The sequence below is a fragment of the Pseudomonas sp. B1-22 genome, assembly GCF_050474425.1.
Lineage (GTDB): Bacteria > Pseudomonadota > Gammaproteobacteria > Pseudomonadales > Pseudomonadaceae > Pseudomonas.
In genome coordinates this window covers 502,603-526,770 of the sequence record NZ_JBCHVH010000004.1, presented here as the reverse complement: position 1 = coordinate 526,770, position 24,168 = coordinate 502,603, and the positions used below count along the sequence as shown (strand labels likewise).

The 24,168-nt window shown below is 63.5% G+C and carries 23 protein-coding genes; 10 read left to right on the top strand and 13 right to left on the bottom strand.

Features of this window, described 5'->3' with window-relative positions:
* Positions 1–19: 19 nt before the first annotated feature.
* The 9 genes from ACQ5BL_RS17970 (at position 20) to ACQ5BL_RS17930 (ending at position 10,570) form a co-directional block, all read left to right on the top strand.
* The gene (locus ACQ5BL_RS17970; protein ID WP_243807082.1) at positions 20–1,240 is read left to right on the top strand and encodes an acyltransferase family protein; all 1,221 of its coding nucleotides are present in this window, start codon (positions 20–22) and stop codon (positions 1,238–1,240) included.
* 77 nt (positions 1,241–1,317) lie between these two features.
* The gene (locus ACQ5BL_RS17965; RefSeq protein ID WP_243807081.1) at positions 1,318–2,223 is read left to right on the top strand and encodes a GDP-mannose 4,6-dehydratase; all 906 of its coding nucleotides are present in this window, start codon (positions 1,318–1,320) and stop codon (positions 2,221–2,223) included.
* Between the two features lie 216 nt (positions 2,224–2,439).
* Entirely contained in the window at positions 2,440–3,411 is a 972-nt protein-coding gene (gmd, locus tag ACQ5BL_RS17960) for a GDP-mannose 4,6-dehydratase (protein ID WP_243807080.1), read from the top strand.
* 3 nt (positions 3,412–3,414) lie between these two features.
* On the top strand, positions 3,415–4,851 hold the full coding sequence (locus tag ACQ5BL_RS17955; protein WP_243807079.1) for a mannose-1-phosphate guanylyltransferase/mannose-6-phosphate isomerase: 1,437 nt from the start codon (positions 3,415–3,417) through the stop codon (positions 4,849–4,851).
* Positions 4,851–5,648 carry an ABC transporter permease gene (locus tag ACQ5BL_RS17950; protein WP_243807078.1) on the top strand — a complete coding sequence of 266 codons (798 nt, stop codon included), beginning with the start codon at positions 4,851–4,853 and terminating at the stop codon, positions 5,646–5,648. The genes ACQ5BL_RS17955 and ACQ5BL_RS17950 overlap by 1 nt, the downstream gene beginning before the upstream one ends.
* A complete protein-coding gene (locus ACQ5BL_RS17945) occupies positions 5,648–6,910 on the top strand; it encodes an ABC transporter ATP-binding protein (protein ID WP_243807077.1) in 1,263 nt (420 codons plus the stop codon). The genes ACQ5BL_RS17950 and ACQ5BL_RS17945 overlap by 1 nt, the downstream gene beginning before the upstream one ends.
* On the top strand, positions 6,907–8,277 hold the full coding sequence (locus ACQ5BL_RS17940) for a glycosyltransferase family 4 protein (protein ID WP_243807528.1): 1,371 nt from the start codon (positions 6,907–6,909) through the stop codon (positions 8,275–8,277). Before ACQ5BL_RS17945 ends, ACQ5BL_RS17940 begins: the two co-directional genes overlap by 4 nt.
* Position 8,278: 1 nt before the next feature.
* The gene (locus ACQ5BL_RS17935) at positions 8,279–9,412 is read left to right on the top strand and encodes a glycosyltransferase family 4 protein (RefSeq protein ID WP_243807076.1); all 1,134 of its coding nucleotides are present in this window, start codon (positions 8,279–8,281) and stop codon (positions 9,410–9,412) included.
* The gene (locus tag ACQ5BL_RS17930; protein ID WP_243807075.1) at positions 9,413–10,570 is read left to right on the top strand and encodes a glycosyltransferase family 4 protein; all 1,158 of its coding nucleotides are present in this window, start codon (positions 9,413–9,415) and stop codon (positions 10,568–10,570) included. It abuts the gene before it with no gap.
* A 72-nt stretch (positions 10,571–10,642) separates the two neighbouring features.
* Here ACQ5BL_RS17930 and ACQ5BL_RS17925 read toward each other — a convergent pair whose 3' ends face one another.
* The 10 genes from ACQ5BL_RS17925 to ACQ5BL_RS17880 form a co-directional block, all read right to left on the bottom strand.
* Entirely contained in the window at positions 10,643–10,849 is a 207-nt protein-coding gene (locus ACQ5BL_RS17925; RefSeq protein WP_207884786.1) for a DUF1127 domain-containing protein, read from the bottom strand.
* 355 nt (positions 10,850–11,204) lie between these two features.
* Positions 11,205–12,701 carry an acetyl-CoA hydrolase/transferase family protein gene (locus tag ACQ5BL_RS17920; RefSeq protein ID WP_243807074.1) on the bottom strand — a complete coding sequence of 499 codons (1,497 nt, stop codon included), beginning with the start codon at positions 12,699–12,701 and terminating at the stop codon, positions 11,205–11,207.
* Between the two features lie 188 nt (positions 12,702–12,889).
* The gene (locus tag ACQ5BL_RS17915) at positions 12,890–14,326 is read right to left on the bottom strand and encodes an NAD(P)(+) transhydrogenase (Re/Si-specific) subunit beta (RefSeq protein WP_243807073.1); all 1,437 of its coding nucleotides are present in this window, start codon (positions 14,324–14,326) and stop codon (positions 12,890–12,892) included.
* A 1-nt stretch (position 14,327) separates the two neighbouring features.
* On the bottom strand, positions 14,328–14,642 hold the full coding sequence (locus ACQ5BL_RS17910; protein ID WP_015474896.1) for an NAD(P) transhydrogenase subunit alpha: 315 nt from the start codon (positions 14,640–14,642) through the stop codon (positions 14,328–14,330).
* A 62-nt stretch (positions 14,643–14,704) separates the two neighbouring features.
* A complete protein-coding gene (locus tag ACQ5BL_RS17905; RefSeq protein WP_243807072.1) occupies positions 14,705–15,823 on the bottom strand; it encodes a Re/Si-specific NAD(P)(+) transhydrogenase subunit alpha in 1,119 nt (372 codons plus the stop codon).
* A gap of 618 nt (positions 15,824–16,441) precedes the next feature.
* Positions 16,442–17,077 carry an SCO family protein gene (locus tag ACQ5BL_RS17900; protein ID WP_243807071.1) on the bottom strand — a complete coding sequence of 212 codons (636 nt, stop codon included), beginning with the start codon at positions 17,075–17,077 and terminating at the stop codon, positions 16,442–16,444.
* 157 nt (positions 17,078–17,234) lie between these two features.
* Positions 17,235–18,137 carry a heme o synthase gene (cyoE, locus tag ACQ5BL_RS17895; protein WP_243807070.1) on the bottom strand — a complete coding sequence of 301 codons (903 nt, stop codon included), beginning with the start codon at positions 18,135–18,137 and terminating at the stop codon, positions 17,235–17,237.
* Between the two features lie 75 nt (positions 18,138–18,212).
* Positions 18,213–19,286 carry a COX15/CtaA family protein gene (locus ACQ5BL_RS17890; protein WP_243807069.1) on the bottom strand — a complete coding sequence of 358 codons (1,074 nt, stop codon included), beginning with the start codon at positions 19,284–19,286 and terminating at the stop codon, positions 18,213–18,215.
* 47 nt (positions 19,287–19,333) lie between these two features.
* Positions 19,334–19,900 (bottom strand): hypothetical protein, encoded by a 567-nt coding sequence (locus ACQ5BL_RS17885; protein ID WP_207884779.1) that lies wholly within the window; start codon positions 19,898–19,900, stop codon positions 19,334–19,336.
* Positions 19,875–20,642, bottom strand: coding sequence for an SURF1 family protein (locus ACQ5BL_RS17880; protein ID WP_243807068.1), 768 nt, complete (start codon positions 20,640–20,642; stop codon positions 19,875–19,877). The genes ACQ5BL_RS17885 and ACQ5BL_RS17880 overlap by 26 nt, the downstream gene beginning before the upstream one ends.
* A gap of 45 nt (positions 20,643–20,687) precedes the next feature.
* On the opposite strand from ACQ5BL_RS17880, the gene ACQ5BL_RS17875 reads away from it, so the two are divergent.
* Entirely contained in the window at positions 20,688–20,897 is a 210-nt protein-coding gene (locus ACQ5BL_RS17875; protein WP_207884777.1) for a twin transmembrane helix small protein, read from the top strand.
* Positions 20,898–21,013: 116 nt separating this feature from the next.
* Here ACQ5BL_RS17875 and ACQ5BL_RS17870 read toward each other — a convergent pair whose 3' ends face one another.
* From ACQ5BL_RS17870 to ctaD, 3 genes are all read right to left on the bottom strand, one after another.
* On the bottom strand, positions 21,014–21,901 hold the full coding sequence (locus ACQ5BL_RS17870; protein WP_243807067.1) for a cytochrome c oxidase subunit 3: 888 nt from the start codon (positions 21,899–21,901) through the stop codon (positions 21,014–21,016).
* Between the two features lie 22 nt (positions 21,902–21,923).
* The gene (locus tag ACQ5BL_RS17865) at positions 21,924–22,481 is read right to left on the bottom strand and encodes a cytochrome c oxidase assembly protein (protein ID WP_243807066.1); all 558 of its coding nucleotides are present in this window, start codon (positions 22,479–22,481) and stop codon (positions 21,924–21,926) included.
* Positions 22,482–22,564: 83 nt separating this feature from the next.
* Positions 22,565–24,160, bottom strand: a complete 1,596-nt coding sequence (gene ctaD, locus ACQ5BL_RS17860; RefSeq protein WP_207884774.1) for a cytochrome c oxidase subunit I — start codon at positions 24,158–24,160, stop codon at positions 22,565–22,567.
* Between the last annotated feature and the right edge of the window lie 8 nt (positions 24,161–24,168).

Sequence of the window (24,168 nt, the reverse complement as noted above, 5' to 3'; positions counted from 1 at the left end):
TGGCGGAAGAGGGGAGATCATGAGTCAAGGCAAGAACCTGGAGATCGAGTATCTGCGGGGCGCCGCCATCGGCTTGACCTTGCTCTGTCACGTGCCGGTGCTGTTGCCGTACTACGAGGCGTTCTTCCTCAAGTTTTTCGGCGTTTACATGCCCTGGACCGGTGTGGATCTGTTCTTCTGCATCTCCGGCTATGTGGTGAGCAAGAGTTACCTGGACTACTTCGACAAGCATCGTCAGCAAGGGCATTTCGCCATTGCCGCGCAGAGCTTCTGGTTGCGCCGGATCTATCGCCTGCTGCCGACGGCCTGGCTGTGGGTGCTGATCCCGCTGGGGCTTTCAGTGGTGTTCAACCAGAGCGGTGCCTTTGGATCCTGGTTCGATAACCTGCGCAGCTTTACCGCGGTGGCGACCTTCAGTGCCAACCTGGCCAACCAGTACGGGAACCTGCTGGGCCCCAACAGCGTGTACTGGAGTCTGGCCCTTGAGGAACAGTTCTACTTCATCTTCCCGCTGTTCCTGTTGTGCGTGACGGCTTATCGATGGCGGGTAGGCTTGCTGCTGGGGCTGATCGCCCTGCAGTTCGCTCTGGATCGCAATATGTTCGGCACGCCTACCAGCGCGATGCTCAACTCCTTCCGCCTGGACGCCATGATGTGGGGCGTACTGCTCTGTCTGGCCGGACGTACCCCGCTGCTTCGCCAGTTTGAGCCGACCTTCCTGGGCGACAGCCTTTGGCTCCGCCTGGCCGTGCCGCTGATGCTGCTCTACCTGCTAGGAGCCATTCCCGCCCAGCTGATCGCGATGCCGGTGGCGGTGGGGCTGGTGGCGATCGTTTCGCTGTTGCTGGTGTGGATCGCCAGCTACCAGAAGGGCTACCTGTACTGTCCGGCGCCGCTCTCCAGAGTGCTGCTGTGGCTGGGGTCGCGCTCCTACGCGCTGTACGTGATCCATGTGTGTGCGTACCACTTCAGTCGCGAGCTGTGGAATCGCTATGCCGCGGCGCAGGGGGTGACGCTGGACGCATCGTTCACCGTGGAACTGGTGGCAACCGCGTTGCTGTTCGCTGTAATCGCCGCCGAATTGAATTACCGTTTCATTGAGCAGCCTTTGCGCCGAAAAGGCGCCGAGATCGCCCACCAGCGCCTGCAGCGCTTCACGGCGGAGCCGGCAGTGGTCGAGATCGATACGGAGCCGGTAAAAGAATTGGCAGTACCGGGGCGCTATCGGCAAATCGAGTAGACAGTCATCCGTCTACATGACTAACCGGTCAGCCGTTACTGGTTCCTTTGATGCAGAACAATTAGAGAGACTGACCCTTGGATAAGCGACTTCTGGTAACGGGGCTTTCCGGTTTTGTCGGTTCGCACCTGCGTTCATCGCTACCGCCAGGCTGGCAGTTGATGGAGGTACCGAGGCTGGACTTGCTGCAGCCTGGTGCCTTCGACGGCTGCTTGACGGAGAGGGCGCCGGATGCCGTGATCCATCTGGCCGGCCAGACCTTCGTGCCGCAGGCGTTCAAGGACCCGGCGGGAACGCTGCAAGTGAACGTATTGGGGACCCTGAATCTGCTGGAGTCGCTCAAGCGTTGCGGTTTTTCCGGGGCTTTTCTCTATGTCAGTTCCGGAGACGTTTATGGACAGGTGGGCGAGGCGCAATTGCCCATCACCGAGGAACAGATGCCTCGCCCACGCAATCCCTATGGTGTGAGCAAGGTCTCGGCGGAGCTGTTGTGCCAGCAGTGGAGCTTCACCGAGTCGTGGCGCATGATGGTGGCACGCCCGTTCAACCATGTGGGGACGGGGCAGAAGGCGGATTTCGTCCTGCCTGCGGTGGCAAGGCAAGTGGCGCGTATCCGGCGTGGCCTGCAGGCCCCCCGCATCGAGGTGGGTGACATCGATGTCTCCCGTGATTTTCTCGATGTGCGGGACGTGCTGGCGGCCTATTTCGCGCTGCTGGAGCATGGTCGCAGCGGGGAGGTGTACAACGTGTGCTCGGGACAGGAATACCGAGTGCGAGACCTGATCGAGCGGATGGTCCGGCTGGCCGAGGTCGAACTGGAGATCTGCCAGGACCCGCAACGTCTACGGCGCGCAGAACAGCGCAGGGTTTGCGGCAGCCACGCCAAGCTGCGACAGGAGACGGGATGGGCGCCAGTGATCAGTATGGAGCAGACGCTCCGGGATATTCTGGCGGACTGGGATGTCAGGGTGTTGCAGGAGTAGATCCTTCGCTATTGGGGGAATGGTCGGGAACCCCGACCCGGCGACGAGCAATCGCCATTGAAGTCGGCGCGGCAACGCCACAAGCGTGCAATGCCCGACCGCAGTAATGCTTCACGCGGAGACCATGGAGGGCATGCCCCGCCAGCCAGGGAATCCGGAATAACTAAAATCAACTCGCAGGCAATGATCCTGCGAGACATCACGGATGCCACAAGAATGACAAAAAGTGCTCTGATCACCGGCCTGACCGGCCAGGATGGCGCGTACCTTGCGAAGCTGCTGCTGGAGAAGGGCTACAAGGTCCATGGACTGGTCGCCCGCCGCAGTAGCGATACGCGCTGGCGCTTGCGCGAACTCGGTATTGAGTCCGAGCTGGTCTACCTCGATGGCGATCTGGCGGATGCCTCTTCCGTCCAGCGTGCCGTCATCAAGGCCAAGCCGGACGAACTCTATAACCTGGGCGCGCAGAGTTTCGTCGGCAGCTCCTGGGACCAGCCCGTCACCACCGGGATCGTCGACGGCCTGGGGGTCACTCATCTTCTGGAAGCCATTCGCCAATTCAGCCCGGAAACGCGCTTCTACCAGGCCTCCACCAGCGAAATGTTCGGCCTGATCCAGGCCGAGCGGCAGGACGAAAACACGCCGTTCTACCCGCGCAGCCCCTATGGGGTGGCTAAGCTCTATGGTCATTGGATCACGGTGAACTACCGCGAGAGCTTCAAGCTGCACGCTTCCAGCGGCATCCTCTTCAACCATGAATCCCCGCTACGCGGCATCGAGTTCGTGACGCGCAAGGTCACCGATGCGGTGGCGCGCATCAAGCTCGGCAAGCAGAACGAACTGCGCCTGGGCAACATCGATGCCAAGCGCGACTGGGGCTTTGCCGGTGATTACGTAGAAGCCATGTGGCGGATGCTGCAGCAGGACCAGCCGGATGACTACGTGGTGGCCACTGGCGTGACCACCACCGTGCGCGAGATGTGCCGAATTGCATTCGAGTACGTCGACCTGAAGTACCAGGACCATGTGGTGATCGATCCCGCCTTCTTCCGTCCGGCGGAAGTGGATGTGCTGCTGGGTAACCCGGGCAAGGCCGAACGCGTTCTGGGTTGGAGTCCAAAGACCAGCCTGGAGTCGCTGATTCACATGATGGTTGACGCCGACCTGCGTCGAGTCGGCAAGGAGTAAGCCATGCTCATTCCTGTGATCCTTTCCGGCGGGGCCGGTACACGGCTGTGGCCGGTATCGCGCGAAGGTCAGCCAAAGCCATTCATGGCGATGCCCGATGGGCAATCCCTGCTGAACAAGACCTATCGGCGCGCGGCCGGCCTGCTGGGGGGCGACGGGAGCATCGTCACGGTGACCAACCGTGACTATTACTTCCAGAGCAAGGACCATTTCCAGGCTGCCAAGCTGCGCCAGCGCGGTCACTTCATCCTTGAGCCCATCGGACGCAATACGGCGCCGGCCATCGCGGTCGCGGCCCTGGCGCTGCGCGCACTGTACGGCGACGACGTGACCATGGTGGTGATGCCGGCCGACCATCTGATCCGTGATGTCGAGGCATTCGCCAACGCCGTGGAGCACGCGGTGGAGCTGGCCGCGCAGGGGCGACTGGTGACCTTCGGTGTGGTGCCTACCACGCCGGAGACCGGCTTCGGCTACATCGAGACCGGTGACGCGCTGGACGCCAGGGGCGGCAGCACGGTCAGGCGCTTCGTCGAAAAGCCCGATCTGGATACCGCCAGGCAGTTCCTCCAGGCTGGCACCTTCCTCTGGAACTCGGGGATGTTCTGCTTCACCGTCGGTACCTTCATCAGCGAGCTGGAAAAGCACGCGCCGCAGATGCTGGCGCAAGCCATCGACTGCCAGATGGCGAGCCAGCCGGAAGAAATGGGCAATGTGGTGCAGCAGGAGCTGCCCCACGAGCACTTCAGCACCCTGGAAGACATCTCCATCGACTATGCGCTGATGGAGCGTTCCGATCGCGTCGCTGTCGTTCCGGCGATTTTCGACTGGAGCGATATCGGTTCCTGGACCGCCATGAGCGATCTGGTGGACGCGGATGCCGACAACAATCGCGCGGCCGGCAACGCGATCTTCGTCGACAGCCGGGACAACTACGTGCAGAGCGAGGGACGCCTGATCGCCACCGTGGGCGTCGAGGGACTGATCGTGGTCGAGACCGCCGACGCCATCCTGGTGGCGCGCGCGGACAGGGCGCAGGACGTTCGCAAGGTCGTCAAGCAGCTCAAGGACAGCGAGAACGAGGCGTATCGCCTGCACCGCACGGTCAGCCGTCCCTGGGGCACCTACACCGTTCTCGAGGAAGGCTCGCGCTTCAAGATCAAGCGTATCGTGGTCAAGTCCGGGGCCGCGTTATCGCTACAGATGCATCATCACCGCAGCGAACATTGGGTGGTGGTACAGGGCATGGCCAAGGTCACCAACGGCGAATCGGTACGCCTGGTGAACAGCAACGAATCGACCTACATCCCCGCGGGGCACCGTCATCGCCTGGAGAACCCGGGCGTGATCGATCTGGTGATGATCGAGGTGCAGAGCGGTGAGTATCTGGGCGAGGACGATATCGTCCGCTTCGAGGATATCTACGGCAGGATTGTCTGATGTCGCTGAGTAGTCTGAAAGGCACCTGGCAGTACCGTGGCTTCATTGCGGGCAGTGTGCGTCGGGAGTTCGAGTCTCGTTATCGCGGTTCACTGCTGGGGGCGGCCTGGACCGTCCTCAATCCGCTGGCGATGATCCTGGTGTACACGGTGATCTTCTCCGAAGTGATGCGTGCGCGCCTGCCGGGCGTGGACGACAAGATGGCCTACAGCGTGTTCCTTTGCGCGGGCCTGCTGACCTGGGGCTTGTTCGCCGAAGTGGTCAGCCGCTGCCTGAACATGTTCCTGGAAAATGCCAATCTGCTGAAGAAATTGAGTTTCCCGCGCCTCTGCCTGCCGGTGGTGAGCGTGTGCAATGCGTTGCTCAATTTCGCCATTATCTTCGCCCTGTTCATTGGCTTCCTGCTCATTACCGGCCGCCTGCCCGGCGTGGCGCTGCTGGCGTTCCCGCTGCTGCTGGCGCTGCAGCTGCTATTCGCTGTCGGCCTGGGCATGCTGGTCGGCGTGCTGAACGTGTTCTTCCGTGATGTCGGGCAATTGTTCGGCATACTCCTGCAGTTCTGGTTCTGGCTCACCCCTATCGTCTATCCGCTGAGCATCCTGCCGGAGTCCATCGGTCGGCTGGTGCAGCTCAACCCGCTGACTGGCCTGATGCAGGCCTACCAGAACCTGTTTCTCCATGGCCAGTGGCCGCAGCTGTCGCAACTGCTGCCGGTCACGCTGTGCGGCTTGCTGCTGTGCGTCCTTGCATTGGCGCTGTACCGCGCACGCGCGGGTGAGATGGTGGACGAACTCTGATGGGCCATATCCGCATTCACCAACTGGGCAAGGCCTATCGCCAGTACCCCAAACGCTGGTCGCGCCTGCTTGAATGGATCACTCCCGGCAGCGAGCCCCGCCATCACAAGCACTGGGTACTGCAGAATATTTCCCTGGATATCGCGCCGGGTGAAGCGGTGGGCATCGTCGGCTCCAATGGCGCTGGCAAGAGCACCCTGCTGAAGATCATCACCGGCACCACCCAGCCCACCAGTGGTTCCTGCGAGGTAGGCGGTACGGTGTCCGCCCTGCTCGAACTGGGAATGGGCTTTCATCCGGAGTTCACTGGCCGTCAGAATGTTTACATGGCCGCGCAACTCCTCGGTCTGCAGCGCGACGAGATTGATGCGCTGCTGCCGGACATCGAAGCTTTCGCCGAGATTGGTGATGCCATCGACCAGCCGGTGCGCACCTATTCGAGCGGCATGCAGATGCGCCTGGCGTTCAGCGTGGCCACCGCGCGCCGTCCGGATGTGTTGATCATCGACGAGGCGCTCTCGGTGGGCGACTCGTATTTCCAGCACAAGAGTTTCGAACGCATCCGCAGCTTCCGCCGTGCCGGCACCACGCTGCTGATCGTCTCCCACGACCGCTTCTCCATCCAGTCCATCTGCGATCGCGCGGTGCTGCTGGAGTTCGGTCAGGTGGCGATGCAGGGCGACCCGGAAATGGTCATGGATTACTACCACGCGCGTATGGGCGAAGGGCTCAACCATCTCGTGCGCCAGGAAATGCTCGCCAACGGCAAGGCGCGGACCATCTCTGGTACCGGTGAGGCGGAAATCGAGTCGGTGCGACTGCTGGATGCTGGCGGTCGTGGAGTCGATCTGGTCGAGGTTGGCCATGAAGTGGTACTGGAGGTGGAGGTGCGAGCCTGCCGGGACCTCGACCATCTGGTGCTGGGCTTCATGCTCAAGGATCGCCTGGGGCAGGCCATGTACGGCATCAACTCACATCGCCTGAAGCAGGTGCAGCATGACGTGAGAGCGGGGGACCGAGTGATATTCCGCTATGCCTTCCCCATGCGTCTGGGCCCGGGCAACTACTCGGTGTCCCTGAGCTTGTCCCGGCAGGATTCCCATCTGGATGGCAACTATGAGTGGCGGGACTGCGCGATGATCTTCCATGTTGTCAACAGCACCCGGGAGAACTTCATCGGCTATTCATGGCTGGATGCGCGGCTGAGCATCGAGCGCGAACACAGTGAATCCATGACAGAAAGCAGTGGAGAACATCGCTGATGCGCCTGCTCGTCGAATGCACCTACGTCTTCGAACATCCCCATGTGAACTCTGGTATTCAGCGCGTAGTGCGCAACGTCATCAGTCATCTGGAGAGCGTGCACAGCGACGTGGAGTGCATCCCCGTGGCGTTCTTCCGCGGGAACATGTACCGCGTCTTGCACCTGGCGCCGTTGTCGACGGAGAGGCTGCCGTGGCACAGCCGCATGAAGGTCGCCCTGGAGCAGCTTCGCGGCCAGTACTGGATGTGGCACGCGCGGTTGGAGCGGCGCTGGCCTATGAGTCGCTGGCATAACGCTCGGCGTGCACTTTATGTGCTGGCCCGATTGGCCAGCCTATCGATCACCTTGCCGTTGCGCTTTGCCATGTTCGCTTCGCGCAATCACGAAGTGCCCGAGCGGCTGACGTCTTTGGAGGTCCAGCCTGGCGATCAACTGCTGTTGCTCGACTCTTCCTGGCACGCGGATTTCTTCATGGTGGCCGAGCGCCTCAAGGCGCAGGGCGTCGGGCTGGTGTCGGTGATCTACGACCTGATTCCCTGCACCCACCCGCAGTTTTGTGATGCCGGATTGGTGAAGGTATTTGACGTCTGGTTCGACTGGATCGCGGAAAAGGCCGACGGCTTCATCTGCATCTCCACCACCATTCGTGACCAGGTGCGCGCCGAGATCGTTCGCCGCCGCGGCGAAAATGCGGCCCAGCAATTGTGGTTCGAGCACTTCTACCTGGGTTCCGAACTGGACCTTGTGCACGACCAGTCGGAGCTGGACGATGGGCTCACCCGTATGTTCGACGAGGGCGATCCGGTTTACCTGATGGTCAGCACCATCGAGCCGCGGAAGAACCACGCCTACCTGCTGGATGCCTTCGAGCGCCTCTGGGCCGAAGGCTCGCGAGCCAGACTGTGCATCATCGGTCGCATTGGCTGGAAATGCGATGCGCTGATCGAGCGAATCCAGAGCCATCCGCAGCTCAATCAGCGCTTATTCATGTTCAACAAGCTCAATGACCGCGGCCTGGAGCACGCCTATGCGCACGCCCGCGCATTGGTCTTCCCCTCGTTCGTCGAAGGCTTCGGTCTGCCGCTGGTCGAGGCGATGCAGCGCCAGTTGCCGGTCATGGCCAGCGATATCCCGGTGTTCCGGGAGGTTGGCGGCGATTTCGTCGCCTACTTCGAGCTGGAACGCCCCGAGTCCCTGGCGTCGCTGGTACAGGAATTCGAAGCCAGCGACCGCTTCCCGGCGGCCCGCAGTGTGCGCGACTGGCGTTGGCTCGGCTGGCGCGATGCCAGTCAGCAACTCGTGGATCGCGTACTGCACGCCCTGAGGCTGCGGCGCGAACCACGGCGCGAAGCAGAAGTGGTCTGACGTGCGCGTCGCCCTCAATGCACGCATTCTGCAGGCACCAAGGACCGGAATAGGCCAGTACGTGGCGGCCCTGAGCGAGGCGCTGCAGGAGCAGGCCGGAGTGGACCTGGACCTGTTCCTGGGTCGGTCCTGGGGAGCCGACCTGCCGTCGGCACCCATGCCCGGCTATGCGCGCAAGGCTTCGTTGGCCAAGCAGGTGCCGGGTGCCTATCGAATCCGGCGCTGGCTGGAACAGCGCTCCTTTGATCGCGGACTGAAGCACCGCCAGGTGGATCTGTACCACGAGCCGACCTTGTGGCCGCTGGAGTTCGACGGGCCCATGGTCATGACGCTGCACGACCTGACTCATGTGCATTACCCGCAGACCCAGCCGGCTGATCGCCTGTTGGAAATCGAGCGGCACGTTGGACGGGCTGTCGAGCGTGCGCAGGCGGTGCTCACCGATTCCGAACATGTTGCCGGCGAGGTTCGCCGACACTTCGGCTTGCCCGAAGAGCGAGTGACCGTCGCTCCCCTGGGCTGCGCCGCGCGCTTTTATCCGCGCGCGTATCAGGCGCTGGAGCGAACCCTGGGCGAGTTAGGGCTGGTCGCGGGTCGGTACCTGATCTGTGTCGGCACGCTGGAGCCCAGAAAGAATCTCGAACTGGCGCTGCGTGCCCATGCCCTGTTGCCGGCGAGCCTGCGCAAGGGGCTTCCGTTGGTGATAGTCGGAATGCCGGGATGGCGCGCCGAGCAGTTGGATGACACGCTGAAGGCCTCACTGGCAGAGGGAGATGTGAAGGTGCTGGGCTACCAGAGCGATGCCGTGTTGGCGGAGTTGCTCGCCGGTGCCCGGGCGCTGCTGTTCCCCTCGCTTTACGAAGGCTTTGGCCTGCCGGTGCTGGAATCCATGGCCAGTGGCGTTCCGGTGGTGCTGACAGGGACTTCCTCGCTACCGGAAGTCGCCGGCGAGGCGGGGGTATATGTAGAAGCGCACGATCCGCAGGCGATGACTATTGCCATACTGCGGCTGATGGAAGACGAATCTTATTGGCAGCGCTGCCGTACCCTTGGCCTTGAGCAGGCAAAGGCGTTCAGTTGGCAGCGGTGTGCCCGGATTACCAGCGATGTCTACCGAAAGGTACTGGGGGGCTGAATGCGCGTATTGCACTTCTTCAAGACCTATCTGCCCGATTCCGTGGGCGGCATCGAGCAGGTGATCAACCAGCTCTGCCGCACGGGGCACAGTCATGGCATCGAGAACCAGGTACTGACCCTGAGCGCCAATCCCGAACCGGCCGAGGTGATGGTCGACGGTCACCGAGTGTTCCGCGCGCGCCTCGATCTTCAGCTGGCCTCCACCGGCTTCTCCTACAGCGTGGTGCCGCAGTTCCGCAGGCTCGCCGCCGAAGCGGACATCATCAACTTCCACTTCCCCTGGCCCTTCATGGACCTGGTGCACCTGCTGTCGGGCGTGCGCAAGCCGACGGTGGTGACCTACCACTCCGATATCGTTCGCCAGAAGCACCTGTTGAAACTGTATCAGCCGCTCATGCACCGCTTCCTGAGCAGTGCCGACCGCATCGTCGCGGCGTCGCCCAACTACCTGGGTTCGAGCGATGTGCTGCGCCGCTACCAGCACAAGGCGCAGGTCATTCCCTATGGCCTGGACAAGCAGGCCTATCCCAAGCCGGTCGAGGCGTGCGTCGAGCGCTGGCGGCGGGCGGTGGGGGAACGGTTCTTCCTGTTCGTCGGCGTGATGCGTTACTACAAGGGGCTGCACATCCTCCTGGAGGCGGTGAAGGGTACCGGCTACCCCGTGGTGATAGTGGGGGCCGGGCCGCTGGAGCAGCAGCTCAAGGCGCAGGCCGCGGCGCTGGGTGTCGATTCGCACGTCCGCTTCGTCGGCCGCGTCAGCGAGGAAGACAAGGTTGCCCTGCTGGAACTGTCGCGCGCGATCGTATTCCCCTCGCACCTGCGCTCGGAGGCGTTCGGTATCTCCCTGCTCGAGGGGGCGATGTATGGCAAGCCGATGATTTCCAGCGAGATTGGCACCGGGACGAGCTTCATCAATGCCAATGGATTGACCGGGCTGGTGGTGCCGCCGAGCGACCCGCAGGCGTTTCGACAGGCAATGCGCTGGTGCTGGGAGAATCCGGAAGCGGCAGCCGAGATGGGGCGGCAGGCGGAAGCTCGCTATCGCGAACTGTTCACGGCGGATGCGATGGGGCGCGTCTGGGCAGATCTGTATCGCAATCTGCTGGACGAAAAAGCGGAGAGGGAGATTCTGCTGCCCGAAGGCCGCTCTGGCTGAGCGGCCGGGGCAACATACTTACCAGTACAGTTACGGCGAGCCTGGAGAGAGTGGCTCAGTTGTACTGTTGAATCAGCGCCAGAACGGCTTGTTCAGTTCGGCGTAACGCTGGGATTCGCTGATGCCGGCGTCGGCCAGCAGGCGGGAATCCAGGCGGGCCAGCTGACGGCGGCTTTCCATGCGGCGCTGCCACAGGCGAACGGTGCCGACGAGGCCACGGTGGGCGCTGGAGGTGCTACGGGTAGTGCTCAGAGCTGCGGAACCGAGGGTACGTTCCATGGTGGTCATCCTTCTCGCTTGTGACGAGAGTCAGTTGCTGAATTGATTGAGCATATGATCTGACTTTTTAGTCAGGGATGACAGGTACAGTTGTACTGTATTGCAGCTGGTCAGGCGATTGTTATTTTGAACTGTAATGGTGTTTTTCGGGGCGAACTGTACCGCTGCGCTCCATTCTGGTGCGCAATTGGCGGGCGTCTGGGGTGTTTCGAGGGTGCCGAAGGGCTCGGCAGAGGGAAAAACTGAACAGTTGGTGCGGGATAAAAATCTGTTCGGGAGTGTTTTTACGTGGTTTTTTTCCGGCTGTAAACCCTTGCGGGCCATTCATTGCTGAATGGCCCGCAAAAGGCTCCGGTCAGCTCGCCGCCAGCATGTGGCCGCGTTCTTCCAGATTGATATGCCACTCCAGGGCCTCGCGCAGGATGTGCGGGGTATGGCCGCCGCGCTCGCTGGCGGCTTCGAAGTAACTGTTCAGGGCGTCGCGGTAGGACGGGTGCACACAGTTGTCGATGATCACCCGGGCGCGCTCGCGCGGCGCCAGGCCACGCAGGTCGGCCAGGCCGACTTCGGTGACGAGGATATCCACGTCGTGCTCGGTATGGTCCACGTGGCTGACCATCGGCACCACGCTGGAGATATTGCCGCCCTTGGCGATGGACTTGGTGACGAAGATGGCAAGGTGCGCGTTGCGGGCGAAGTCACCCGAGCCGCCGATGCCGTTCATCATTTTGGTGCCGCCCACGTGGGTGGAGTTCACGTTGCCGTAGATGTCGAATTCCAGCGCGGTGTTGATGCCGATGATGCCGAGGCGACGGACCACTTCGGGGTGGTTGGAGATCTCCTGCGGACGCAGCACCAGCTTGTCCTTGTAGCGCTCCAGGTTGCCGAACACGTCGGCGTTGCGGCGGGTCGACAGGGTGATGGAACTGCCCGAGGCGAAGCGCAGCTTGCCGGCGTCGATCAGGTCGAAGGTCGAGTCCTGCAGCACTTCGGAGTACATGGTCAGGTTCTCGAAGGGCGACTCGATCAGGCCGCACATCACCGCGTTGGCGATGCTGCCGATGCCGGCCTGCAGCGGGCCGAGGCTGTTGCTCATGCGGCCGGCTTCCACTTCGCGCTTGAAGAAGTCGATCAGGTGGTTGGCGATGCCCTGGGTCTCGTCGTCCGGCGGCAGCACGGTGGACGGGGAGTCCGCCTGGTCGTTCACAACGATGGCGACGATCTTCTCCGCCGGGATCGGGATGGCGGTGCTGCCGATGCGGTCGTCCACGCGAGTGAGCGGGATCGGCGTGCGGGTCGGGCGGTAGGTCGGGATGTAGATGTCGTGCAGGCCTTCCAGGTTGGGGTTGTGCGCGACGTTGATCTCGACGATCACCTGCTTGGCGAAGATCGCGAAGCTGGCCGAGTTGCCCACCGAGGTGGTCGGCACGATGTGGCCTTCCTCGGTGATGGCGACGGCTTCGATCACGGCGATGTCCGGCAGCTTGAGCTGGTGGTTGCGCAGCTGCTCGACGGTCTCGGAGAGGTGCTGGTCGATGAACATCACGTCGCCGGCGTTGATCGCCTTGCGCAGAGTGCTGTCGACCTGGAAGGGCATGCGGCGGGCCAGCACGCCGGCCTCGGTGAGCTGCTTGTCGAGGTCGTTGCCCAGGCTCGCGCCGGTCATCAGGCTGATGCGCAGCGGCTCCTGCTTGGCGCGTTCGGCGAGGGCCTTGGGCACGGCCTTGGCTTCGCCGGCGCGGGTGAAGCCGCTCATGCCGACGGTCATGCCGTCCTGAATCAGGGCCGCGGCCTGGTCGGCAGTCATCACCTTGTCCAGCAGGGAGGACATACGCACGCGATCACGGAACATGGGAAAAACCTCGGGCAGTAGGAAGTGCGAGGCCGCCAGTCTAGGGACTCGGCGATTTTTGGCTCTTATACCAAGGTCGAAAAATCGCCCGGCCGGTTGCCTTCTTACTACCAAAGTCCAGCGCTTTTCCCTTTGCCGGAAAGCAAGACACCGGCGCGAGGCCGGTGTCTTGTAGATCAGCGGTCGTCTTATTCGACGGCCTTGACCATGTCTTCGATGACCTTCTTGGCGTCGCCGAAGACCATCATGGTCTTGTCCAGGTAGAACAGTTCGTTGTCCAGGCCGGCGTAGCCGCTGGCCATCGAGCGCTTGTTGACGATCACGGTCTTGGCTTTGTAAGCCTCGAGGATCGGCATGCCGGCGATCGGCGACTTCGGATCGTTCTTCGCGGCCGGGTTCACCACGTCGTTGGCGCCCAGGACCAGCACCACGTCGGTCTGGCCGAACTCGGAGTTGATGTCTTCCATCTCGAACACCTGCTCGTAAGGCACTTCGGCCTCGGCCAGCAGGACGTTCATGTGGCCCGGCATACGGCCGGCAACCGGGTGGATGGCGAACTTCACGGTGACGCCGCGATGGGTCAGCTTCTCCGCCAGTTCCATCAGCGCGTGCTGGGCACGGGCCACCGCCAGGCCGTAGCCGGGGACGATGATCACGCTGTCGGCGTTGGTCAGCAGGAAGGAGGCGTCGTCGGACGAGCCGGACTTCACCGGGCGGGCTTCCTTGGCACCGGCAGGGCCGCCAGCGTCCGCTTCGGCGCCGAAGCCACCGAGGATGACGTTGAAGAACGAGCGGTTCATCGCCTTGCACATGATGTACGAGAGGATCGCACCCGAGGAGCCCACCAGGGAGCCGGCGATGATCAGCATCGAGTTGTTCAGCGAGAAGCCGATACCTGCCGCGGCCCAGCCGGAGTAGGAGTTCAGCATCGAGACAACCACCGGCATGTCCGCACCGCCGATCGGGATGATGATCAGCACGCCGAGCACGAAGGCCAGGGCCAGCATCACCACGAAGGCAGTCAGGTTGCCGGTGAACATGAACAGCAGGCCCAGGCCCAGGGTGGTCAGGCCCAGCACCAGGTTCAGCATGTGCTGGCCGGAGAACTGTACCGGAGCGCCCTGGAACAGGCGGAACTTGTACTTGCCCGACAGCTTGCCGAAGGCGATCACCGAACCGGAGAAGGTGATGGCACCGATGGCCGCGCCGAGGAACAGCTCCAGGCGGTTACCGGCCGGGATGGTGTCGCCCAGGTTCTGCACGATGCCCAGGGACTGCGGCTCGACCACGGCGGCGATGGCGATGAACACGGCGGCCAGGCCGATCATGCTGTGCATGAAGGCGACCAGTTCCGGCATCTTGGTCATCTCGACGCGCTTGGCCATGATCGAACCGGCGGTGCCGCCGATCAGCAGGCCGACGACTACGTAGACGATGCCAGTGGTGGCGATCTCGGTGCTGATCTTGAACACCAGGGCCACGGTGGTGACCACCGCGATGGCCATGCCGATCATGCCGAACAGGTTGCCGCGGCGCGAGGTGGTCGGGTGCGACAGGCCTTTCAGGGCCTGGATGAAGCAGACCGAGGCGATGAGGTAGAGGAGGGTGACGAGGTTCATGCTCATGTCAGTGCTTCTCCGCCTTCGGCGCTTTCTTCTTGAACATTTCCAGCATGCGGCGGGTGACCAGGAAGCCACCGAACACATTCACTGCAGCCAGGGCCACGGCCAGGGTGCCCATGGCCTTGCCCAGCGGGGTGACGGTCAGGGCGGCAGCCAGCATGGCGCCGACGATCACGATTGCGGAAATGGCGTTGGTCACTGCCATCAGCGGGGTGTGCAGGGCAGGGGTTACGTTCCAGACCACGTGGTAGCCGACATAGATGGCCAGCACGAAGATGATCAGGTTGTAGATGCCGTGGGAGATCAGCATGTCTTCCATAGTTTCTCACCGGTCTTGAGGCCGGACCCTGGGGCCCGGCGCGTTCTTATATAAGAAGGGACTCAGCCGTTCTTGCGCACGATCTGGCCGTCGCGGCACATCAGGCACGCGGCGACGATGTCGTCTTCCAGGTTCACCGTGAAGCCTTCGGCGGTCAGGGTGAGCTTGAGGAAGTCGAGCAGGTTGCGTGCGTAGAGTGCGGAGGCGTCCGCCGGCACCAGCGCGGCCAGGTTGCTCAGGCCTACGATGGTCACGCCGTTCTTGACCACCACCTTGTCGGCTTCGGTCAGCGGGCAGTTGCCACCCTGGGATGCGGCGAGGTCGATGACCACCGAGCCCGGCTTCATCTCGGCGACGGTCGCCTCGTGCAGCAGGGTCGGCGCCTTGCGGCCCGGAATCAGCGCAGTGGTGATGACGATGTCCGACTGCTTGGCGCGCTCGTGCACGGCCTTGGCCTGGCGCTCCATCCACGAAGCCGGCATCGGGCGGGCGTAACCGCCAACGCCTTCGGCGCACTCGCGTTCTTCGTCGGTCTCGTAGGGCACGTCGACGAACTTGGCACCCAGGGACTCGATCTGCTCCTTCACTGCCGGGCGTACGTCCGACGCCTCGATCACCGCACCCAGGCGCTTGGCCGTGGCGATGGCCTGCAGGCCGGCAACGCCGGCGCCGAGGATCAGCACGCGGGCGGCCTTAACGGTGCCGGCGGCGGTCATCAGCATGGGCATGAAGCGCGGGTAGTGGTTGGCAGCGAGCATCACGGCCTTGTAGCCGGCGATGTTGGCCTGGGAGGAGAGCACATCCAGGCTCTGTGCGCGGGAAGTACGCGGCGCGGCCTCGAGGGCGAAGGCGGTGACGCCGCGTTCGGCCATGCGGGCGATGTTCTCGTTGTTGAACGGGTTGAGCATGCCGATCAGCACGGTACCCGGCTTCATCTGCGCCAGCTCGCTTTCGCTGGGAGCGACGACCTTGAGGACCAGTTCCGCGCCGAAGGCATCGGCGGCAGAGCCGATCTTCGCGCCAACGGCTTCGTAGGCGGCATCAGGCTGGCTGGCGTTGACGCCCGCACCGCTCTGAATGACGACCTGATGGCCCTGCCCGATCAGTTTCTTGACCGTCTCCGGCGTTGCTGCGACCCGCGTCTCACCGGCTTGGGTCTCGAGGGGTACACCGATCTGCACTTGCAAATCTCCTGCGTGATCCTGGGATTGTCCGGGCTACTACATTGGCGACCCGGGTTATCGAACTGGCAACGGTCTTCTTGTTATCGAGTGGCCGGGCTTTGTGACCCGGTGGCCGCGGCATTCTGCAATCTAACCTGGAAGGCTTCAAGGAGTTCTGGAGTGGTACGAAGCGATAACTACAAGTCACGTTTCGACCTGTAGTTTTCCGGTCTTCACCGAAGCCGCGCGGGCCTTGGTGCCTAGCCTAATTGCCTATTGTGACCGGACGGAAATGTCATCCTCGCCGTGAATGACCACCCATCAGAGGCTCCCCTACCCGCCGAAAGGCCCATTAATCCTGCAACAGGCTCAGGCATAGGTGTTAATTAATGTTTCTAATATGGAGTATGAGTCATTACTGATATCTGACTTCCTGTAGCAGATTTTTTACATTGACTACGGGGTCAGAAAATCACTCTGAAGGCTTCAATTCCGCGCATCGCGCCGGATCAGAGCCTGAGGGAGAGGTTTAGCAGAAAGTTCGCGGTTGTCTTGCCGGGGCGGGAGTGACACGAAAAAAACAACGGCCACCGTGATCGGGTGGCCGCCGGGGGTGAGACACGGTGTCGCGGGGGATCAGTTGTTCGCGCTGATCACGCTGGGCAGCTGGGCCGCCAGCTTGTCGTTGTGCAATGGGGCGCGGGTGAAGCCGTGCTGGGTATTGTCCGGGCCGATGATGACCAGGTTGCCGCTGTGGTCGACGGTGTAGTTGGGCTTGCTGGTGTCCGCCGGGATGTAGGGGATGCTCATGGCGTTGGCCAGTTTCTGCACGTTTTCTTCCGAGCCGGTGATGCCCTTGAAGCCGGCGTTGAAGAAGCCGAGGTATTCCTTGATGCGCGGCGCGGTATCGCGGTGCGGGTCGACGCTGACGAACACCACCTGCAGGTTCTTCGCCACGTCCGGCGGCAGCTTGGTCTGCAGCTCGCGCAGCTGCGCCAGGGTGGTGGGGCAGACGTCCGGGCAGAAGGTGTAGCCGAAGAACAGCAGGGACCATTTGTCCTTCAGGCTGGCGGTCTGGAACGGCTGGCCGTCCTGGTCGGTGAAGGTGAGATCGGGAACGCTGCGGGTCTGCGGCAGGATCACGATGCCGGCATCGAGCAGCACGGTCGGGTCGAGCTGGTGACGCTGGGTGAGCACCTTGTGGATGGTGAGGCCGAGGATCAGGGCGACGATGGCGACGAGGATGAAGACGGTCTTGTTGACTCGGGACATGGGGTTCTCGTGGGTCGGGACGTCTGGGCTTGAGGCTGCTGTTCGCGCCGTGCAGGTGTCTGGCAGGCGGCGCGGCGGTGTTCGCGAGCAAGCTCGCTCCTACAGTTGTGCCCAACGGCGGTGTGCTTTTTGTAGGAGCGAGCTTGCTCGCGAACCCTCAGTAGTTCAGGTGCAGCGGCAGGTAATGGTCCACCAGCAGCGCGATGAACAGCAGGAACAGGTAGGCGATAGAGTACTTGAAGGTCTTGATCGCCGCATGGGGCCGGCTGCCGCAGTAGAGTGCCCAGGCCCAGTCGAGGAAGCGCGCGCCCAGGGCCAGCGCGGCGAGCAGGTAGACCAGCCCGGCCATGTGGATGGCGAAGGGCATCAGGGTCACGGCAAACAGCACCAGGGTGTAGAGCAGGATGTGCAGCTTGGTGTAGTGCTCGCCGTGGGTCACCGGCAGCATCGGGATGTCGGCCTTGGCGTACTCGTCCTTGCGGTGCAGGCACAGCGCCCAGAAGTGCGGCGGCGTCCAGGCGAAGATGATCAGCACCAGCAGCAGCGGTTCGGCCGACACCTGCCCGGTCACCGCCACCCAGCCGAGCAGCGGCGGGGCGGCGCCGGCGAGGCCGCCGATGACGATGTTCTGCGGCGTGGCGCGCTTGAGAAAGCCGGTATAGAGCGCCGCGTAGCCCAGCAGCGAAGCCAGGGTCAGCCAGGCCGTCAGCTCGTTGGTGAACGCCAGCAGCACGGCCATCCCGGCCACCGACAGCAGCAGGGCGAAGCCCAGCGCGATGGGCGGCGAGACACGGCCCTCGGCCAGCGGGCGCTTGTGGGTGCGCGCCATGATCGAATCGATGCGCCGGTCCACCACGTGGTTCACCGCCGCCGCGCCGCCGGCGCACAGGCCGATGCCAAGGTTGCCGAATACCAGGACCTGCCAGGGCACGCCGGCCTTGGTGGCGAGCAGCATGCCGATCAGCGAGGTGATCAGCATGAGCAGGACCACCTTGGGCTTGGTCAGTTCGAGCAGGTCGCGCCAGCTGGCGTGGCTGGAAGTGCTGATAACGCTGGCCATGGTCGTTTCTCCGTCTGGTGGATCGGGACCGGCACACCGTGGCGCCGGCCTTCCATCGTGTTCAACCGTGTAATGTCATCCCTGCGAGGGATAAGCCACTGGGCGCTCCAGGGCGTCCAGGGTGATCGGGCTGCTGGCGGGCAGCTCGACGCGTTTCGTCGCCGGTGCGCGAACCCGGTAGTTCACCAGCACCAGCATCAGCAGCAGGAAGGCGCCGCCGCCGTTGTGGGTCACCGCCACCGGCAGCGGCAGGTGCAGCAGCACGTTGCTGATGCCCAGGCCGATCTGGATCGACAGACCCAGCAGCATCAGCGCGGTGATGCCGATCAGGCCGTGGCGCTGGAGGTTCCAGGCCAGCAGCAGGATCACCGCCGTGACGCATAGCGCGCCCATGCGGTGGGTCATGTGGATCGCCGTACGGGCGTCGCTGTCGAGCTGGCCGCCCAGGTAATTCGGGCCGATGTGCTGGGTGAGGTGGAAGCCATTGGCGAAGTCCATGTCCGGCCACCACTGGCCGTGGCACATCGGCAGGTCGACGCAGGCCACCGCCGCGTAGTTGCTGCTGACCCAGCCGCCGAGGGCGATCTGCCCGATCACCAGCAGCAGGGCGAAGGCGGCCAGCGCACGCAGACGCGAGGGCAGTTGCAGCGGGGCGAAGGCGCCGGACAGGCGCAGGCTGAGCAGGAACAGCAGCGACAGGGTGGTGAAGCCGCCCAGCAGGTGCGCGGTGACTACCTGCGGCCAGAGCTTGAGGGTGACCGTCCACATGCCGAACGCGGCCTGGGCGATCACCACGCCGAGCAGCAGCAGCGGCAGGCGTAGCGGCTGGCCGTCACGGCCGCGACGGACCAGCGCATGAATCGCCAGGCCGAGAATCAGCAGGCCGAGGCTGCCGGCGAAATAGCGGTGGATCATCTCGTTCCAGCCCTTCTGCGCCTCCACCGGGGCATCGGGGAAGTGCATCTCGGCATGGGCCAGTTGCGCTTCGCTGGTCGGCACATGGACGAAGCCATAGCAGCCGGGCCAGTCCGGGCAGCCGAGGCCGGCGTGGGTCAGGCGGGTGTAGGCGCCCAGCAGGATCACCACGAAGGCCAGCGCCGTCGCCAGCACGGCGACGTAGAAGGCGGGTTTGCGTGTTGCCTGGATCATGCGTCGCTCCCGATCTTGTTGTTATGGGGGCTGGCGATGGTTCAGCTTCAGCCGATGTTCGACAGCTTCAGCAGCAGCTGCAGATCCTTGAGGATCGACTTGCCGTCGACGCCGGCGTCGTAGCGCAGCACCAGGTTGCCGTGGGGGTCGACGATCCACAGCTGCGGCTTGGCGCCGGTGTGCTCGGTCGGCGTCAGGCCCAGGCGCTGCAGGCGCGGATAGTCCTTGTCGAGCAGGCCGGTGAAGTCGGCCGGCAGCGGCCTGGCGAAGGCGAGCACATGCTCGGCGCGGCTGGCCTCGCGGCCCAGGCCGATGTTGATCTGCCGGGCGAGGTAGACCAGCTGCTGGCAATCGCTGGCGCAGGCCTCCGGCGCGGTGACCAGCAGTTGCCAGCGCTCGCTTGCCTTGTCGGCCTGTACGCCGAGGTCGGCGGGGGTCTGCCCGGTGGCGATCAGGTCGCCGTGGTAGCTGCGGCCTTCCGGCACCCAGAACTGCAGCTTGTACATGGCAGTGGCGAGGATCATCGGGCCGAGGGTCACGCAGAGGATCAGGATCAGCTGCAGACGCCCACGGCGGCGGGCGGGTTGCTCATTCAGGGTCATGCTGGCGGTCATTTTCGAGAATCTCCCGTGCGCGACGGATGCCGAGGTAGAGGTAGAGGCCGGTCAGTGCGAACGCCAGGGCGAACCACTGCACGGCATAGCCGACGTGGCGCTCCGGTGGCATGGCGACGATCGGCCAGTCGGTGTCGAGGGCGGCGTCGCCCGGCTCCAGGCGGATTTCCTGCGGCAGCCCTTCGCGGCCGAGCTGGTCCCACAGGAAGGGCGCGTCCACCTGGGTGACCAGGCGCGGCCAGCCGACCACCGGAGCGGATGGCGTGGCGGGCGGCGGTACGTAGGTCCATGCGTCCAGCAGCAGGTCACGGCTGGGCGTTTCGATCTGTGGTGGCACGCGGCGGTCGGGCCAGGCGACCCAGCCACGGTTGACCAGCAGCCACTGCTGGCTGGCCCGGTCATGGAAGGGTTGCAGCACCTCGACGCCGGCGCGGCCGTCACGGGTGCGGTTGTCCAGAAGGACGGTATGTTCGGCGTCGAGCTGGCCCTGCAGGCGCACCCGCACATAGCTGCGCAGTGGTTGGCGTTCGAGTTCGGCGACGGAGATCGGGTCCTGCTGGCGCTGGGTTTCGGCGGCGGCGAGCAGCGTGCGTTTTTCGGCGGCGCGGGAGAGTTGCCAGCAGCCCAGGCCGATCAGCACCGGCAGCAGCGCGAGCACCACCAGCGTCGGCGCAAGGCCGGGCCGGAAGGCGCGGGCCTGGTGGCTCGCGCGGTGCTGGGTAACGTGCTGGCTATACTGCAAGACATCCCCCTCAACCCCAGTCCCCCCGCGGACAGGAGGCCGGTAGTGCTCAAAGCTGCGATCGTTCTGTTGTTGCTGGCGACCGTCGTCAGTCTGTTCAGTGGCCTGTTCTTTCTGGTCAAGGACGAGGGGCACGGTTCGCGCGTGGTCAACGCCTTGACCGTTCGCGTCATCCTTGCCGCCCTGACCATCGCCCTCATCGCCTGGGGCTTCTTCAGCGGTCAACTGAGCAGCCCCGCTCCCTGGCATTTCTAGTTCTGCGTTGCTTTTCGTAGGAGCGAGCTTGCTCGCGAACGCTTTTTTCCTGATGTCTCAGTATTGGGCGGTTCGCGAGCAAGCTCGCTCCTACAGGTCCGGCAATTCCTCCGGCGTCAAAGCACGTATACGAAGGTGAACAGCCCGACCCACACCACGTCGACGAAGTGCCAGTACCAGCTGGCCGCCTCGAAGCCGAAGTGTTTGTCGGCGTCGAAGTGCCCGCGGATGATGCGGATCAGCATGATGCTCAGCATGATCGCGCCGATGGTCACGTGGGCGCCGTGGAAGCCGGTGAGCATGAAGAAGGTCGCGCCGTAGATGCCCGAGCCCAGGGTCAGGCCCAGTTCGGTGTAGGCCTCGTGGTACTCGTAGGCCTGCAGCACCAGGAAGCAGGCGCCCAGCGCCACGGTCAGCGCCAGCCACAGCTTCAGCGGGCCGCGATGGTTCTTCTTCAGTGCGTGGTGGGCGAAGGTCACGGTGAAGCTGGAGCTGACCAGCAGCAGGGTGTTGATCAGCGGCAGCTTCCACGGATCGATCACTTCCTTGGGCGGCGGGAACAGCTTGTTGTCCGGGTTGCTCAGCTGTGGCCAGCCCTGCTCGAACTGCGGCCAGAGCATGTGCGAAATGCCGTGGTGACCCTCGCCGCCCAGCCACGGGTTGACGAAGTGGCGCACGTAGAACAGCGCACCGAAGAAGGCGGCGAAGAACATCACCTCCGAGAAGATGAACCAGCTCATGCCCCAGCGGAACGAGCGGTCCATCTGCGGGCTGTACAGGCCGCCGCGACTTTCGCGGATGACGTTGCCGAACCAGCCGAACAGCATGTATGCCAGGATCAGCCCGCCGGCGAAGAAGATCCATGGGCCGTGGGACTGCGCCTTGCCGGCGCTCATGTCGTTCATCCAGGTGCCGACGCCAAACATCGTCACCAGCATGCCGATGGTGGCGATGATCGGCCACTTGCTCTGCGCGGGGACGTAATAGGGATCGTGGGTTGTCATTGTTGTTGTTCTCCTTTTCCGTTCAGCGCGTGTTACTGGCCACGGGCGGCTTGCGGGAAGTGATGTCGAACAGCGTGTAAGCAAGGGTCAGGTGACGCACATCCTTGGGCAGGTCGCGGTCGACGATGAAGCGCACCGGCATCTCGATGCGCTCACCCGGCTGCAGAACCTGCTGGGTAAAGCAGAAGCATTCGGTCTTGTGGAAATAGGTGGCCGCCACCGAGGGCGCGATGCTCGGGATCGCCTGGGCGGTCATCGGCTTGTCGGTGGGGTTGCGGGCGACGAACAGCATCTGGTTCACCGCGCCCGGATGCACCACCAGTTGGTCCGACTCGGGATGGAATTCCCAAACCATGTCGATGTTGTTGTTGGCGACGAACTGGATCTTCACCTCGCGCGACTGATCGACCACCTGGCCATCGCCCTGGTAGGCGCTGCCGGAGGTCTTGCCGTTGATCCCCAGTGCCTTGCACATCACGTCGTACAGCGGCACCAGGGCGAAGCCGAAGGCGAACATGGCGACCACGGCAATGACCAGCCGGGTCACCAGCTTGCGCGTTTCGATGTTGCCGTCGCTCATCTCGTCGTTCTCCTTTCGCAGGGGCGGGCTCCGTGCGTGCCGGGAGCCGATCGCGGACGGAGTCCGCTCCTACGCAAGACCCGTCACTTCACCTCGGGCGGGGTGCTGAAGGTGTGGTACGGCGCCGGCGAGGGAATGGTCCACTCCAGGCCTTCCGCGCCATCCCACGGCTTGGCCGGTGCCGGCTTGCCGCCCTTGATGCACTTGATGACGATGAACAGGAACAGCAGCTGCGTGGTGCCGAACATGAAGGCGCCGATGGACGAGACCATGTTGAAGTCGGCGAACTGCAGGTTGTAGTCCGGAATCCGCCGCGGCATCCCCGCCAGACCCACGAAGTGCATCGGGAAGAACGCCATGTTCATGCCGATGAAGCTCATCCAGAAGTGCAGCTTGGCGAGGCTCTCGTCGTACATGTGCCCGGTCCACTTGGGAATCCAGTAGTACACCGAGGCGAAGATGCCGAAGATCGCGCCGGGGACCAGCACATAGTGGAAGTGCGCCACCACGAAGTAGGTGTCCTGGTACTGGAAGTCCGCCGGGGCGATGGCCAGCATCAGGCCGGAGAAGCCGCCGATGGTGAACAGGATGACGAAGGCCACGGCGAACAGCATCGGCGCCTCGAAGGTCAGCGAGCCCTGCCACATGGTCGACGCCCAGTTGAACACCTTCACCCCGGTGGGCACGGCGATCAGCATGGTCGCGTACATGAAGAACAGCTCGCCCACCAGCGGGATGCCGACCACGAACATGTGGTGCGCCCAGACGATGAAGGAGAGGAAGGCGATCGACGCGGTGGCGTAGACCATCGAGGTGTAGCCGAACAGCGGCTTGCGGCTGAAGGCCGGGATGATCGAGCTGACGGCGCCGAACGCCGGCAGGATCATGATGTACACCTCGGGGTGGCCGAAGAACCAGAACACGTGCTGGAACAGCACCGGGTCGCCGCCGCCGGCCGCGCTGAAGAAGCTGGTGCCGAAGTGGATGTCCATCAGCATCATGGTCACGCAACCGGCCAGCACCGGCATCACCGCGATCAGCAGGAACGCTGTGATCAGCCAGGTCCAGACGAACAGCGGCATCTTCATCAGGGTCATGCCCGGTGCGCGCAGGTTGAGGATGGTGGCGATCACGTTGATCGCGCCCATGATCGAACTCATGCCCATCAGGTGGATGGCGAAGATGAAGAAGGTCACGCTGTGCGGCGCGAAGGTGGTGGACAGCGGCGCATAGAAGGTCCAGCCGAAGTTCGGGCCGCCGCCCGGCATGAACAGGGTGCTGACCAGCAGGCCGAAGGCCGCCGGCAGCAGCCAGAAGCTGAAGTTGTTCATGCGTGGCAGGGCCATGTCCGGTGCGCCGATCATCAGCGGCACCATCCAGTTGGCCAGGCCGACGAAGGCCGGCATCACCGCACCGAAGACCATCACCAGGCCGTGCATGGTGGTCATCTGGTTGAAGAACGCCGGCTCGACGATCTGCAGGCCCGGCTGGAACAGTTCGGCGCGGATCACCATGGCGAACGAGCCGCCGAGCAGGAAGGCGCAGAAGGCGAACCACAGGTACAGCGTGCCGATGTCCTTGTGGTTGGTGGTCAGGACCCAGCGCATCAGGCCCTTGGCGGGGCCGTGGTGGTGGTCGCCGGCGTGAGAATGGTCGGGGTGATCGATCACAGCACTCATCGCGGCCT